At 61.3% G+C, this 14,441-nt stretch carries 18 protein-coding genes and 1 pseudogene; 17 read left to right on the forward strand and 2 right to left on the reverse strand.

What is annotated here, in order from left to right:
• The 13 genes from FHR90_RS16020 to FHR90_RS16080 form a co-directional block, all read left to right on the forward strand.
• Window positions 1-374 (forward strand): hypothetical protein (locus FHR90_RS16020; protein ID WP_183275536.1); only part of this gene is annotated, 374 nt, incomplete at its 5' end.
• Between the two features lie 130 nt (window positions 375-504).
• Window positions 505-1,854 carry a DUF4043 domain-containing protein gene (locus FHR90_RS16025; protein WP_176622060.1) on the forward strand — a complete coding sequence of 450 codons (1,350 nt, stop codon included), beginning with the start codon at window positions 505-507 and terminating at the stop codon, window positions 1,852-1,854.
• A 37-nt stretch (window positions 1,855-1,891) separates the two neighbouring features.
• Entirely contained in the window at window positions 1,892-2,110 is a 219-nt protein-coding gene (locus tag FHR90_RS16030) for a hypothetical protein (RefSeq protein ID WP_246330337.1), read from the forward strand.
• A gap of 5 nt (window positions 2,111-2,115) precedes the next feature.
• Window positions 2,116-2,517 (forward strand): hypothetical protein, encoded by a 402-nt coding sequence (locus tag FHR90_RS16035; protein ID WP_176622061.1) that lies wholly within the window; start codon window positions 2,116-2,118, stop codon window positions 2,515-2,517.
• A gap of 50 nt (window positions 2,518-2,567) precedes the next feature.
• Entirely contained in the window at window positions 2,568-3,038 is a 471-nt protein-coding gene (locus FHR90_RS16040; RefSeq protein WP_176622062.1) for a RusA family crossover junction endodeoxyribonuclease, read from the forward strand.
• Window positions 3,039-3,055: 17 nt separating this feature from the next.
• On the forward strand, window positions 3,056-3,718 hold the full coding sequence (locus FHR90_RS16045; protein WP_176622063.1) for a hypothetical protein: 663 nt from the start codon (window positions 3,056-3,058) through the stop codon (window positions 3,716-3,718).
• Window positions 3,719-4,023: 305 nt separating this feature from the next.
• Window positions 4,024-4,788: a hypothetical protein gene (locus FHR90_RS16050; RefSeq protein WP_176622064.1), complete on the forward strand. Its 765-nt coding sequence runs from the start codon at window positions 4,024-4,026 to the stop codon at window positions 4,786-4,788.
• Window positions 4,789-4,896: 108 nt separating this feature from the next.
• Window positions 4,897-6,399: a phage tail protein gene (locus FHR90_RS16055; protein WP_176622065.1), complete on the forward strand. Its 1,503-nt coding sequence runs from the start codon at window positions 4,897-4,899 to the stop codon at window positions 6,397-6,399.
• A 54-nt stretch (window positions 6,400-6,453) separates the two neighbouring features.
• Complete coding sequence (locus FHR90_RS16060) at window positions 6,454-6,885, forward strand: hypothetical protein (protein ID WP_176622066.1); 432 nt, start codon at window positions 6,454-6,456, stop codon at window positions 6,883-6,885.
• A 17-nt stretch (window positions 6,886-6,902) separates the two neighbouring features.
• Window positions 6,903-7,292, forward strand: a complete 390-nt coding sequence (locus tag FHR90_RS16065; RefSeq protein WP_176622067.1) for a hypothetical protein — start codon at window positions 6,903-6,905, stop codon at window positions 7,290-7,292.
• On the forward strand, window positions 7,261-7,479 hold the full coding sequence (locus FHR90_RS16070; RefSeq protein WP_176622058.1) for a hypothetical protein: 219 nt from the start codon (window positions 7,261-7,263) through the stop codon (window positions 7,477-7,479). Before FHR90_RS16065 ends, FHR90_RS16070 begins: the two co-directional genes overlap by 32 nt.
• Complete coding sequence (locus tag FHR90_RS16075) at window positions 7,479-7,907, forward strand: phage virion morphogenesis protein (protein ID WP_176622068.1); 429 nt, start codon at window positions 7,479-7,481, stop codon at window positions 7,905-7,907. The genes FHR90_RS16070 and FHR90_RS16075 overlap by 1 nt, the downstream gene beginning before the upstream one ends.
• 5 nt (window positions 7,908-7,912) lie before the next feature.
• Window positions 7,913-9,955, forward strand: a complete 2,043-nt coding sequence (locus FHR90_RS16080) for a hypothetical protein (RefSeq protein ID WP_176622069.1) — start codon at window positions 7,913-7,915, stop codon at window positions 9,953-9,955.
• On the opposite strand, the gene FHR90_RS16085 is transcribed toward FHR90_RS16080, so the two are convergent.
• Window positions 9,952-10,323 carry a hypothetical protein gene (locus tag FHR90_RS16085; RefSeq protein WP_176622070.1) on the reverse strand — a complete coding sequence of 124 codons (372 nt, stop codon included), beginning with the start codon at window positions 10,321-10,323 and terminating at the stop codon, window positions 9,952-9,954. The genes FHR90_RS16080 and FHR90_RS16085 overlap by 4 nt on opposite strands.
• A 144-nt stretch (window positions 10,324-10,467) precedes the next feature.
• On the opposite strand from FHR90_RS16085, the gene FHR90_RS16090 reads away from it, so the two are divergent.
• Window positions 10,468-11,022 (forward strand): 3'-5' exonuclease, encoded by a 555-nt coding sequence (locus FHR90_RS16090; protein ID WP_176622071.1) that lies wholly within the window; start codon window positions 10,468-10,470, stop codon window positions 11,020-11,022.
• A 144-nt stretch (window positions 11,023-11,166) separates the two neighbouring features.
• Entirely contained in the window at window positions 11,167-11,853 is a 687-nt protein-coding gene (locus FHR90_RS16095; RefSeq protein WP_246330338.1) for an MT-A70 family methyltransferase, read from the forward strand.
• A 3-nt stretch (window positions 11,854-11,856) separates the two neighbouring features.
• Here the strand turns inward: FHR90_RS16095 and FHR90_RS16100 are convergent, their stop codons facing one another.
• Window positions 11,857-12,657: a BglII/BstYI family type II restriction endonuclease gene (locus tag FHR90_RS16100; protein WP_176622073.1), complete on the reverse strand. Its 801-nt coding sequence runs from the start codon at window positions 12,655-12,657 to the stop codon at window positions 11,857-11,859.
• A gap of 127 nt (window positions 12,658-12,784) precedes the next feature.
• Between FHR90_RS16100 and FHR90_RS16105 the strand changes: the two genes are divergently transcribed.
• Together FHR90_RS16105 and FHR90_RS16110 are read left to right on the forward strand one after the other, a co-directional pair.
• Window positions 12,785-13,525 (forward strand): hypothetical protein, encoded by a 741-nt coding sequence (locus FHR90_RS16105; protein WP_176622074.1) that lies wholly within the window; start codon window positions 12,785-12,787, stop codon window positions 13,523-13,525.
• A gap of 347 nt (window positions 13,526-13,872) precedes the next feature.
• Window positions 13,873-14,441 (forward strand): annotated as a pseudogene (locus FHR90_RS16110) (hypothetical protein); the annotation flags it as partial.

Raw genomic sequence — 14,441 nt, forward strand, 5'->3', positions numbered from 1 at the left:
CCGCGAAATCGCATGCTGAAGCGCTGCAGAAGCGGGTTTCAGAGCTGCAGGATGGATTCCATCAGCGGCTAATTGATGCCGAGCTCAAGGCTGGCAGCATTGCCGCCGGTCTGGCGCATCCCGATTTCCTGACGCTCATCGACAAGAGCGCGGTGTCGGTCGATGCCGACGGTGCCGTCCAGGTGCCGACCGATTTCTGGTCCGGTGTGAAGGCGAGCTTGCCGCACCTGTTCACGGCGACCGGGGCGGACAAAGGCACGACTTCGAACCCGGCGGCGGCTCCGAAGCCAGCGCCATCGACGGTCAAACACGTGTCGGAAATGTCGGCCGAGGAATACGCGGCTGCCGAGGCCGCACTGCTGAAGCAGCGCTGACCGTTCGCCGGTCCGCCGGCAACAACACGATTACCTGCGCCGACCCAGCGCCTCGGGGATGAGCCCCGCGGTGATGAATTCGCGCGTCCATCACCGTCAACAAACCCATCCTCGAAAGGGATAACGAACTATGTCCATCGCAAACTTCCCGGCCAGCCTGCAGCCGATTATCCAGCAAGGCTTCCTCGCACGCAGGTTCCAGACAGGGCTGCAGTCGAAACTCGGCTTCCGTACCATCGCCGACCGCATGACTTTTCCGGGCCGTATCGGACAGGCTATCACCGAGACCCGTCGCGGCCTCAAGGCGCCTGTAAAGGTAGCTGCCGACCCGAGCCAGAACGCCGGGCTCGACAACGGGATGACGCCATCGAGCTGGGCCGTCGAACAGTACTCGCTGGGGCTCGGGCTCTACAGAGACACTATCGACCTGAACATGGTGTCTGAGGGCGTCGGCATCGCGAGCCAGTTTCTGGCGAATGCCGAGGCCGGTGGAAAGCAGGCGTTGGCGACACTAGACCTCAACGCTCGTGATACACTTTATTTCGGCAGCGATACGCCTGGCGTACTCGACGTGGGCGGCTATCTCGGCGGCAATACCTCGGTATCGTCGGCACTGAGCTCTGCCTCGGCATCGCTGCACGTCGATGACATCCGCGGCTTCGTCAACTCAGTGACTCCGGTCGGTATCGTCGCGGCGGTATCGCCCCTGAATCCACTTGTCGTCTACGTGAACGGCACTGCATACAACTGCATCGGCGTTGTCTCGGACGGCTCGCAGAATGTTTCCACCGCACCTAGCGGCATGTCTGGAACGCTGCAGTTTTCCGCCAATGTCGCCACAACGGACGGTGTCGCCGGCGCTCCGGTTATCGCATTCTCGGCTCCGGCTGTGATTCGTCCGAACGGCCGCAGGACGACTGCTGGTCTGACTGCGGGCGACACTCTGTCGTTCAAGGCGGTCCAGGGTGCGGTGACCAAGCTGCGCCGCAATGCAGTGCCGACCATCGACGGTCTGTATAACTGCCATCTGTCTGACGAGCAGCTCCAAGGTCTGTTCGACGACGGGCAGTTCCAGAATATGTTCCGCGGCGCGTATCAGTCGCGCGAGTTCCGCCAGGGCGAGGTGTTCGAACTGATGGGGGTGCGGTTCATTCCCACGACCGAGGCTCCGCAGCAGGTGCTAAATGGTGTCGAGATTCAGCGAGCCATCGTTGTCGGCAAGGGTGCCCTTATCGAAGGCGACTATGTCGATACCGGCTACTCGGATATCCCCGACGTCAATGCGGGTCTCAAAGAGATGCACGATGGAATCTGCATGATTACGCGGCCGCCGCTCGACCGACTGGGTCAGATTATCTCCCAGTCGTGGTACTGGATTGGTGGGTTCGCACTGCCGACTGACGTGACCGCGAACCCGTCCATCATCTCGACGGCGACGAACTCGGCTCTCAAGCGCGCCGTGGTCATCGAGAGCCTGTAACCGAGGGAAGCCGGCAGCAATGTCGGCTTAAACCATCATGGCACGCCCCCGAAAGGCCACGCCGGCGGACGAACTGCCGGCTGAGCCGACACCTGAATCGCCGCGTGCGCCCGATGCCGCGCGGCTGATTCGACCCTATGCATACATCGATGATTCCGGCCGCCGGCACAGCTGGCATGCCGGATATGTCGTCGATGCCCCTGATGAGCTTGCGGTTCTGATGAGCCGCGGTGCACATCTCGAACACTTGGACTGACAATCATGAGCGGAACGACCTCAATCACCGGTCCGCTGAGCGACTCAGAGCGCGTCGACTGCAGACGATTCTGCGGCTACGAGCTCTATGGCAACGGTGCCGGCGCGAACGCTGGATATCGGTATTTCACGGCATACGGCACGCTCGAATATCGGCTCACGAATGCGTCCGATGCCGAGCTCACCGTCATCCGCACATATCTGTCGACACTGCAGCAGCTCGAAACCGCCATCATCACAGCCGCCGCGAATCTCGACACAGCCAGCGCTGCTGTTTGGGTCCGCAATCCGAACGAGGTCGCTGACCGCCAGCGGCTGTTCGCATATCAGCGCCGTCAACTCTGTGGATTTCTCGGCATTCCGCCCGGTGCCGGTCTCGGTGATGGCGGCTCGCGCATCGTCATGTGAGTTGTACCGGGCAGCACACCTGTATATAGTAGTCAGCATGGATTCCTGTGATGGCGCAGCGTAGATACCCGCCGTCACGGCATCCAGTCCCATTTCCTTCGAATCGTGTCCTCGAATTCGCCATCGCGACGCGGCCGATTCCGAAAGCGCGACCGCGCTTGGGCAGAGGTCGCACATACACGCCGCAGCGAACGCTCGATTACGAGAGCCTGATTCAGCTCGCTGCCCAGGCCGCGATGGCCCGTTCACAGCTGCCGCTCTTCGACGAGCCCGTGCGCGTGGTGCTGTCGCTGCAGTTCGCCGGCAGGGACGGGACCTTGCCGACGGCGCCAGGTGACGGCGACGCAGACAATCTCGCGAAGAGCATTTTGGACGCGATGAACAGTGTCGTCTGGACTGATGACCGTCTGGTCGTCTCGCTGAGCGTCAGCAAATCCTGTGGCGACGCCGACCAGGTCCGCGTTCGCGTCGAGACGTTCGCAGCCAACGCCGATATCAACGAGCTGTTCGACGCCGCATAGCACCCGGGAATCAAGCTGTGGACGGAACCCGCATCGCCGAACTGGTGTCTCTTGGCTACGCGAAATCGGCTGCGGCGACCGGCACTCCGTTCTCGCTGTATCGTCCGACGGGGCCGTCGAATCCCGTCGCCGGCACGCCGCTAATGCAGTTCCCGGTCACAATCAGCGCCGACTCATATCGATTCCGGCAGCCAGTGACTCTTGGCAAACCTATGCGTCAGATTTTGGTCGACACGTCGCAAACCAGGGCCGGCGATTATCTGGTTGGGCAGCAGACGCTGTTCATCGCTGACCAGTCGCCCTTGCTGCACGTTCAGGCCGTGCTGTGCAACGATGTGCTGACCGTGAAACGGGCCGCGGCGCCGGATGCGGGTGTCGTCGACGCTGACCCGAACGATAACATCATTCCGGCTGCCTACGGCGGTGACGTCGCGGGTACCGAGGTGCTCGTGCTGGAATCGTGGCCGGCGAGCGTCATCCAGGGCACGAAGGGCGAGAAATCGGATGTTGGATTGCCGTCGGAAACGCGGTCGCCTTGGTTCAATGTGATGTTGCCGGCGGCTGGTGCGACGGTTCTCAGCAACGACATCGCGTACGACGGCAACGGCCAGAGGTACATCATCAGTTCGGTCAGCTCTGAGGGCTCGGTGTACCGGCTGACGATGATGGAAGCCGAATAGTAATCACGCCGCTGGCATCAATCCCCATCGCTGGCCTGAGTCACGATACGGGTGCGGGCTGATATAATACTGACGCAGATGCTCTTGGCCAGGTACTTTATATCTCAGCACAACGAGTCGAATGCCAGTTGAGTGTCCGGCGAATATTACCGGCTCAGGCGGGTCATGCCGACCGCGCGATGCATCATATAGCGCATCGATTTCGTCGTCCGTATAGTAGCAATCTCTCGACCTCGTGCCGCATCGACGCTGAACCATCTCGCCCTCCGTGTTCTTGTTCCGTTCTCCTGTCGGGAGGCTATCAAATGAGTCTCGCCGCTGTCGAGTCCGCACTGGTCGCCGCCGTCGAAAACGCTCTCCGAGGCGCCGTCCAGGTTAAATGCCGGGTCTATCGCGGCTGGCCGGTCAGCGATGCGCTTGAGAAATTCACTCAGGCCGGCGGGTGCGACATCTCGGTCTACAGCAGGCCAGGCATGAGCCGGAACACAACCCGCTACCCCGTTGCCTGGCAGCAGCTATCGAGCGTCGCGCCGACGCTGACCATCACAACTGACGGCAACACCATCACGCTCGCTGGCGCCTCAGGCACCGCGCAGAACGTCGGCGCTGTGATTGCAGGCGAGCGATACGTCTATGCGGCCGGTCCGACCGACAACGCGGTCACTGCTGCCGCCGGACTGGCTGCTTTGATTCCCGATGCGGCGGTCGCCGGTGCGGTCATCACGGTTCCCGGTGTGCAGCAAGTCGCCGTCGGCGCGTTCGGCACCGTGTCGTCTGAAGTCCGCCGCGAATGGCAGGAGCTATCGGTTATCATCTGGGCGCCGACGCCCGACGTTCGCGATGCCGTCTCCGGAGTGCTGGACTTGGCGCTGGCTCAGCTCCCATGGCTGCAGTTGCCAGACGGGACGACCGCAAGGCTGCTGTATCGCGGCCAGCGTACCGACGACCTGCCGCAAAAGGCGGCGCTCTGGCGTCGGGACATGAATTACGGCGTCGAATTCGGCGTGTCGGCGCAGGCTCAGGCGGCGGAGGCATTGTTCTCGCCGGCGGTATCGGTGTCGGCAGTTTAGGTTCTGGCGACAGAGTAGGCTACCGCGCACATAAACGTATTCGAATCAATCAGTTATCAACACTCTGCCGGCCAGCCGTGCGGAGCCATCTCTCGTGGAGAATCCGCAATGCCTATCCTGCAGTCTGGCTCATTCAATATCACTGGTCTCCAGCGTCCTGGCGTCTACGTCGACGTCGTCGCCCCGTCGGCGGCCGTCCTGAGCGGCGCCAACACCAGCATCCTGGGCTTCGTCGGTGTTGCGAGCTGGGGTCCGCTGAACAAGCCGCTCATCGCCGGCAGTCTAAGCGATGCGGTCGCCGCGCTCGGCCCCGTGACCGTTCGCTCGCATGACCTAAGCACGCATGTCGCCGTCGCTGCACTCCAGGGCGCCTCGAATTTCCGCCTCGTCCGCGTCAGCGACGGCACCGACACCGCCGCCAGCTTCACGCTCAGCCAGGCCGATGACACGGCAGATTCGACTCTGCTGCCGGTAGCTGCCGGTGCGGTGAACGGCAATTCGCGCCTGATTTCCATCAACCCGGTCGCCGGCACGCTCACTGCGCTGTACACCGGCGTCCTCGGCAACTCGATTTCAGTCCGCGTCGGCCCTGGCAGCCGCAAGGGCACCTGGAAGCTGGTCGTCGGAATCAGCGGTGGGATTCCCGAGACCTATGACAACCTGCCGGCTACCGGCACGCCGACCTCTGCGACGTACCAGCTGACCGGCGGCGCTGACGGCGGCGTTCCGTCCACGGCGGCCCTGCTGGGCACAGATATCAGCCCGCGCACCGGTCTGTATGCTCTGCGAGGCAGCGGCGTCGCCGTTGTCAGCATTGCCGACTGCACTGATTCCTCGGTATGGACCACGCTGTCGTCGTTCGCGCTGAGCGAGGGCGCCTATGCCGTCGCGACAACCCCGGCTGGCGACACGATTGCGAACGCGGTGTCGGCGAAATCGGCCGCCGGGCTTGATTCCTGGGCCGTCAAGCTGCTCCTGGGCGACTGGCTGTACTGGCTCGACGCTACGAACGGTGTGACCAGGCTCGTATCGCCGGCGGCTGTGGCTGCGGGTGAACTGGTTTCGCTGTCGCCTGAGCAGAGCTCTCTGAACAAGGCGCTCATTGGCATCGTCGGCTCTCAGCATGCTGGACTGTCCGCTGCCGGCACGCTCGCGAGCTATGCAGATGCGGATATCGGTGTGTTGGAATCAGCCGGTATCGATGTGATTTCGAATCCTAGCCCAGGCGGCAGCTACTGGAGCGCGCAGACTGGCCACAACACATCGTCGGACAGCACCCGGAACACGGACGCATATACCGGCGTCACGAACTACCTCGCTCGCAGCATCAGTGGCGGCATGGGCATCTATGTCGGCAAGCCGGTGTCGACGTCGCAGCTGCAGAACATTCGGTCGACACTGAACAGCCTGCTGAGCTCATCGACGACTGCCGGAATTCTCGATGCGACATACGGGCGGCCGTATTCTGTGGTTTGCGACACCTCGAACAACCCGCAGTCGCAGACCGGCGTCGGCATCGTCGTCGCTTCGGTCACCGTGCGGTACCAGGGCATCACCGAGAAGCTACTCGTGAACCTGAACGGCGGGGCGACCGTCACCGTCGCGTCGTAATCCGACCGCGCTTCCAGACCCAGAAACCCACCAATAAAACTCGGAGAACCGACAATGACGACGCATACATGGTCGCTCGGTAAGGATGTTTCGCTCGTCATCGTCGGCCCAGATGGCAGCACGCTGGACCTGCCGAATGTGACAGCTTTCACCTCGAAGCCGTCATACAAGGAGGTCAAGAGCCAGGTGCTAAACGGACCGCCTATTCAGCGTAACGTGCCTGATGGATGGACTGGGGAGGTTTCGTTCGACCGCACGTCGGTCGCCATCGACGCTCTCATTGCCGTCCAGGAGGGCAGTTTCTGGCTCGCCGGCGGGGATGTTGGTGTCGGCACGATTTACCAATACGTCACAGAGTCGAACGGCAGCACGTCGGCATTCGAGTACACCGAGTGCGCGATGTCGTTCGATACCGGCAGCTGGAAGTCCGACACCACTGTCGAGATGAAGCTGAAGTTCTACGCGCGCTATCGCAACGCCATCTGAGCCGGAGGGAGGAAATCATGGACGATGAAATGACGCCCTCGCGCTCGATTATTGCAAGCGCGAACGAGACCGTTGAGCTGAAAACGCCTTCGGGTCGTCGGCTGACTTACAAGAAGTTGTCTGTGCTGGACCAGATTCGCTTGATGCGCGCGATGGGCGAGCATTCGAGCAATCAGATGTATGCGCTGTCCGTGCAAGTCGCCGCCAGCATCGTCGCCATCGACGGCCGGCCGCTGCCGTTTCCGACCTCGGAAAAAGGCATCGATTCCGCCATCTCGCGCCTCGGTGACGAGGGCTATGCGACCGCACAGGCTCATGTGCTCGGTGAGATTCAGCGCGCAAAGCAGGCGCTGATGACGACTGCGGAGAACGACGATGAGCCGGACGCCGACGCCGACTCCGCTTGATACGGTCCGCCGCATAGCAACAGACCCCGTCGTCATCGAGTGCCTATTGCTCGTGAAAAACGGGGTGCCGTTCGACGTCGCATTCTCGCTGGACGCCGAGACCAGGTCCGCATGGTGCATCGTGTTTGCTGGATTTGAAGGCGCGCAGTTCGATTGGGATGCCGGTCATTTCAAGGAGCGCGGCTGATGAAGATGTCGCCTGGTCAGTTCGCAGCTCACCTTGCTGGCGCCGCGGCACGCTCGAAAGCGCTTGAACATCAGCTACTGGAACGTGTCGGCGAGCTCGTTCAGCAGCGCGCGAAATCCTATCTCGGGCACGAGCAGGACGGCTGGCCGGCGCTCGCAGAATCAACGATTTCTGAAAAACAGCGACACGGTTACCCGACGCCGTCGCCGCTGTTGAGAGACGGCGAGCTTCGGGATTCAATCCGTCACGCGGTCGACGGTCACCGGGTCGTCATCGGCTCGACCAGTGAGATATCGGTCTATCAGGAGCTCGGAACTGAGCGCATTCCGCCGCGGCCGTTTCTCGCCAAGGCAGCTGTTGAATCAGAGCCCGAAATCCGCCGCATGGCCGCCGAGTTGGGCAAGCGAATCATCATATCGAGAGAGTAGACCCTGTGATTGATGCATTCGAAATCGGCGTTTCGATGACGCTCGCCGACGGCGTGACCGCCGGCCTGCGCGGCATCATGCACATGATGGATGCGTTCAACGGTCAACTCGACCGTGCCCATGGCGGCCTGAGCCTGATGCACGTCGCGGCGATGGGTCTCGGTGCGGCAGTCGTCGGTGGCGGCGCTCTGCGTGAGCTACAGAAAATTACCGAAGAGGCAGCCAAGCTCAGCAATGCACAGCTCAATCTGAAGCTCGCAGGTGTCGGCCAGGGAGACATCGATAAACTGACCCGACAAGCCTGGGACGTCTCGCTGCGGAATCGCGACACCACAGCTGTTGACGTGCTGCATACCGCCGGCGAGATGCGGTCGCAGTTCCAAAAGACCAACGACCTGCAGGCGGCTCTGCCTGCTGTGATGGATTTCATCACTGCGAACCGTCAGTTCGGCGACGGCAATCCAGAGGGCATGGCCCGGGACGCGGTGAAAGCGGCTGAACTGCGGGGGCATCTTTGGGGTGCTGATGGCCAAGTCGATGTAGCGTCGCTGAAGGCCGAGCTCGACGCCCAGCACCGCATGATGGTGTTCACCGGCGGAAAAATTGGACCGGCGCAGTTCAGGCAGATTTTCGCTCAAGCCGGTACCGCTGCCACCCACGGCCTGAGCCTCGATGCCGCTTACGCCGAGGCCGGCGAGTTCGCGAACAGCGGTGTGTCAGCCGACCGCACGGGCACCATCCTGTCGAGCCTGAACCAGCAATTCCGCGGCGGACAGATGACCGGTGAGAAGCTCGCTAATCTCATCAAAGCGGGAATCATCGACGGCAACGCGGTGACCTGGAATGCCCAGCATACGCACGGCACATTTGACCCGAACCGCGCGCTGAAAAACTACTCGCTGCTTCAGTCAGACCCCTTTGCATTCATGAAATGGGTCCTGGAGCAGTCGGCCAACGCCCTGCACAGCTCGCCCGACCTGGTCGACTATCAAACCTTCGGCCGTGCGACGACCCAGCGCGGTGCCGCCGACGCGCAGGCGAACTGGGCTGCGCTGGCCAATGCGGCCGCGAACTCAAAGCGGGTCGAAGGGTCTGCTCAATCAGCAGACGACATCCGCGCCGGCTCCTACGAAAACGTCCACGGCCAGATGCTCGCGCAGTGGCGGAATCTGCAGACGGCTCTCGGCGGGCCGGGTGTGCCGGTTCTGCTGAGCACGATGCGCGGAATCACAGATGCGCTGGAAACGGCGACACGCTGGGCACTTGGGCATCAGGACACGGTTTCGGCGATTCTGAAATGGACCGCCATCGGCTCGGTGACGCTAATAATCTCGGGTGCGATTACTGCGCTGATAGCCGGCGCATCGCTGCTCGGGCCAGTGCTGGTGCCATTGGTAGCCATCTGTGCTGCTCTGTATGCCGTGAAAGAGACGCTTGGGAAGAACAGTGACCAGATTTTCCGGTCGTTTTTCCACACGATTGCTGACGACGGCGCCAAGGCGGCGGCATGGCTGAAGACGTTGACGCCTTACATCACGCTGTTCGGCAGCGTTATCGTCGAGCTCGGAGGTGACCTGCTGCAATTTGCCGGCGGTGCTACGCAGGCGAAGTCGGACGCCTCGGCTGCTCTGCATGCTTTCGTGTCGGCCCTGGGCTGGCTCGTGCACTCGGTCGCCGGGCTCGCTGATTCACTGCTGGGCACGCATATCAGCGATGGGCTGCTGAAGGCCGACCTGGAGCATCAGCGCCTGCTGCACCCGGGCTCGCAGCGGACCGGCGAAAGCGCTGCTGACTTTTTCGCCCGGCGGGTTCGGGACCATCTAGACATCAATGGGGAGCCGATGCCGGCTAGGTCCGTGCCGTCAGCTGGTCAGTCATCCGGCTCCGGCAGCTCTCCGTCGAATCCCGCGTACGTGCATCTCGTGAATCCAGGTGCCGTCGGTGCCAGCGTCGGCTCTGGGCTCACGAGAGCTGTCAGCAGGCCGCCGGCGGGTGGGGCGGGAGCGAATATCAGCTCGGTGCCAAGTTACCCCGGGATGTCGAATTAAGGATGTCCCGAGGTAGCCGACTGGACGCCGGGCGCATTATCTATAATCGGTACAATATACTGACCGCCGACTTCACCAATAAAAGCAACATAGCTCTTGCTTGTGTTTGCCGACCCGTCTTTCAACGGATGTACAGTGCAGTACCAGCCAGCATACGGCAACAAGACACTTGGACCCATGGCGCAGTCGCGAGTGTCAAGTAATATATATCCCTTAAAAGAACTACCAGAAGCGTCTATGACCTTCTGGATTTCCTCCTTGTCGCCAGCTGCCGGATGCTTGTTGCTCGCGGAATATATCCATGACCCATACCCAACCAGCGCGATTGCGGCAGGGGTCATGACGATTAACGCGACCAGCTTTTTCATGTAGGACCCGCCCGTGTAGTATCGCACCTATGATTTTTGTTCGCACGAAACCCCTTCTGCGTCGATAGCAACGCTTGCATCCCCTGACTCCGCCGACATAGACTCATCGCCGCCGCGCTCCATCAGCCGGCACGGACCCACCCTATGAGCAGCGAGTACAACTACGACACCTGGCGGTCGCGCCGGGTCGCATTCCTCGATTTCGAGGCCAGCGGACTGAGTTTCGACAGTTATCCGATTTCCGTCGGCGTCTGTTTTCTGCACTCACACGACACGTTTTACAGGGTCATCCGGCCGCACTCCCGCTGGCATCACTGGGACCCGGCGGCGGAACGCATCCACGGCCTCGGTCGGGATTACATCGAAATCCATGGTCAGCCGGCCGACCAAGTAGCCCGCGAGCTGCTGGACTGGCTGGATGGGTCGGAGATTTTCGTCGACAGCACGACCATGGACAGTTTCTGGTTCGAGAGATTGGTCGACACGATTCATGAGCGGCGGCCGGAATTGAATTCGGTGCCTGCGGTGTGTGACATGCTGGCGCTGCTGAATCAGAGGCATCTCGGTGAGGTCAGGCGGGATGTGAGCCTGCGGCACCCGAGGACGCACAATGCTCTCGAAGATGCGCAGTCGTCGCGGGCGTTGGTGCGGGAGCTGCTGAGGCCGGCGCCGGTGCAACCGGTTGCACAGGGAGGCTGAGTCTTATCTGACTCACCGATGCGAAAATCGGCGCTTTGATGCGAATCGAACCGCGGATTAGCCTTGCGGCACGACTCGACGGCGGTTACGGTCCGCCCGTTGACGAACGTGAACAGACGCGGAACACAAAAAATGCCTAAGCGCTTGAAGGTCGACACACTTGTTGATGTGCCGCCCGACCAGGCGCTGTCGGAGTCACTGCGAGGCCGGCGCTTTAAGACCATCCTGGCTGACCCGCCGTGGCAGTTCACTAATCGAACCGGTAAGGTCGCGCCTGAGCACCGGCGCTTGAACCGCTACGGGACGATGTCGCTCGACGAGATTTGCGGACTGCCGGTTGCTGACCATCTAGATGCGACCGCACACCTATATATGTGGGTTCCGAACGCTTTGCTTCCGGACGGGCTGCGAGTCATGCAAGCGTGGGGCTTCACCTACAAGTCCAACATCATCTGGCACAAGCTGCGTAAGGATGGGGGTTCTGACGGGCGTGGCGTCGGATTTTATTTCCGAAACGTGACTGAGATTCTGCTGTTCGGGACGCGCGGTAAAAACGCCCGCACTCTGGCGCCAGGCCGGCGTCAGGTGAACTACATGGGCACCCGCAAGCGTGAGCATTCGCGTAAACCGGACGAGCAGTATGACCTCGTGGAGTCATGCTCGCCCGGGCCGTACCTGGAGATGTTTGCCCGCGGACCGCGAGATGGATGGACTGTGTGGGGCAACCAGTCGGACAGCTATGAGCCGACATGGAAGACCTACAGCTATAATTCGGCGTCTGAGCGTCAGGTTCTGACGCGGCAGCCGAGGGGCTTGATAGCGGCCGAGTAAGAATCAATCCTCGTCGTCAGCATCACCTTCATCCGACAGGATTGAGGTTGCTTCCTGCTGGCGAGGGTGCTCATCGAGCCACTGCTCATAATCGGTTATCAGAGCTGGCCGAATCCCGAGCGCTAGGATTGGGCATCCGCCGGCCCTGCCTGCGTCGAGCCGCGGCGTCAGCTTTCGCATCCATGTCGTTGATGCCCCGAATTTCGAGGTCTTGATTCTATCGGGAGCTCTGGCCTTGAGCTCACTGAAAACGGGAACAAGGGACTCTCCGCGCGTCAGTAGGATGCCTGCCGATATGATGTTCGTCTCATAGAAGCTGCGCATAGCATACAGGTCGCGGTCGAACGTCTGGTCCTTGCTATTCCACTCCATGTCAAACGCGACTCGGCCTTTGACGAAGTCGATTTTATGACCGTCCACCGCGTTCTTGATGAGTGCATGGGTCTTTTCGGTCGGCGCAGACTTTCCGCGCTTGTTCGGGTCGATATGCACGGTGCGGGTAATCAACAAGTCTGCCGACACACGGGTTTCTCTCCATCCGAGGGGATGAAAGATGCCCTCCACGCCCTTCGCTATTTTCGACTTGTTGCCGCCGCCGACAACAATGTCATCGGTCCGGATGCTGAAACCTTCGAGCGCTTCTATGACTTCCTCGAACTCTGCTCGGCATGACGTGCTGAGAATTCGCAGGGCATTGCGGTAGCTGTAGACGTCAAACTTGTCCGTAAACCCGTCTGGCAGCAGCCCAGAATCGTGGACGTCTACCGCGCTTAGTAACTCGAAGCCTGACAGAAATTCGTCCATCGGTGATGGTGACGGGGGCGTCGAGGCTGTGGTTCGAGCTGGGCGTTTAGTCATGGCTGCGAATCGTGCCTGAGAAGTTGACTCTCAGAATGCCATCCGGGGCCGTCTGCGCCCAGAGGAGACCACCATGACATCACCCCTTCAACTCGGCACCATCACGCTGTCGGGACTGGAGCTCCCGTCGCGCATGCCGTTCGGCGGCGCCCAGCGTCTTGCGGTCCACCGTCTCCCCGGCGGAGGTCGCGTCATTGACGCCATGGGTGCCGACGACCGCGACGTATCGTGGAGCGCCACCTTCATCGGTCCGGCCGCCGTGAGCCGCGCCCGCCAGCTCGATGCCATGCGGACCGCCGGCGCCCCGGTGACGTTGTCATGGGCGGATTTCAGGCGCACCGCGGTCATCAGCGCATTCGAGCCGGACTACAGTGCCGCTGGCGGCTTGGTGCCATACAGCATCACGCTCTGTCTGCTGCCTGATGCCCAGGCCCCCGCACCGCTGACCAATCAGCAAGCCGCCACATCGCTGACCGCGGACCTGGATGAGACCGTTACCGACGCCACACTGGCTGCCTCGGTCGCGCTGGCCGAGCTACAGCTTGCCGCATACGACGCATTCACGGTCGGCACCACGGCATACACCGCGGCCCTGACGGCATCCCAGGCGGCAGCATCAGCAGCGGCGGCGGCCCAACTGGCGGCGGAATCCCGTGCCTCGGCTGCTGTGGCCGGTGCCGGCACGCAGGTCGTCGCCGGGGCCGATGCGCTGAGCTTTGTGTCGAACCTGTTGGCTCTGGGCGGGGCGGCGAGCTCGATGGCGTCGGCGGGTGTGGTGGCGGCGAGGATGGGACGGGTCGTCGGACTGCTGTAAGCCGGATTTGCACAGATAATGTGCAGTTTCCGGCCGACACTGGCGATTTGTAATCGATGTAATTGCCCGGATTACACATCGAATTACAAGAGTTCACTTAACAGGACTGCGAAGACTTCATTTGTAATTTTGTAATCAGTTTTCGGGCAGCACGCCCATACACACGCGAAAAACGATAGCGGAACGGTGCGTAGTAGGAACGAGATTTCTCACGCACACGGAGACCCCCCCTGTTTTCCGATTACAAAATTACAAATCGAAGTTTGTAGATAATATCTATGGATATCTGTAATCCGGAGTGTAATCGGCATGATTACATCGATTACAAAGCCGCCCTGGAGACGACCATGCCACAGCTCGCATTCGACCCGGTGCGTTCGCCCCGAATACAGCTGCTCGTGAATGGTCAGCCGGCGCCCGGGTGCTACGCCGCCACAGTCGAGAGCACGGCTCATCTGCAAGCCGCGCGTTGGACCGCTGAGGTCGCAGTCGGTGCGGGGATGTCCGCGGCTGATTGGTCAGCCCTGCCGGCGCCGTCGACTGTCGAAATCAGGGCGTCGCTGGATGGAGTGAGCTGGGTGTCGCTGGTCACCGGCGATATCGACGACCTGCACCTCGATGTCGAGAACGGCGTCGTGTCGTTGTCGGGCCGGGACCTGAGCGCGCGGTTCTTGGATACCAAGACGTCGAACGCTTGGCCGAACTCGACGAGCTCGCAGATTGCTACCTACCTGGCCGGGCTCCGGGGTCTGCAAGCGAACGTCGTCAGCACGAGCACGCCGGTAGGCCAGTATTACCAGCTCGAACATAGCCGAGTCACGGCCGGCAGCTTCAGCAAATTCAGCAATGAATGGGAGCTATTGTGCTACCTCGCGCGCGAGGAAAACTACGTTGTCTCGGTGTCGGGTCAGACCCT

This window comes from Endobacter medicaginis (genome assembly GCF_014192375.1).
GTDB lineage: Bacteria > Pseudomonadota > Alphaproteobacteria > Acetobacterales > Acetobacteraceae > Endobacter > Endobacter medicaginis.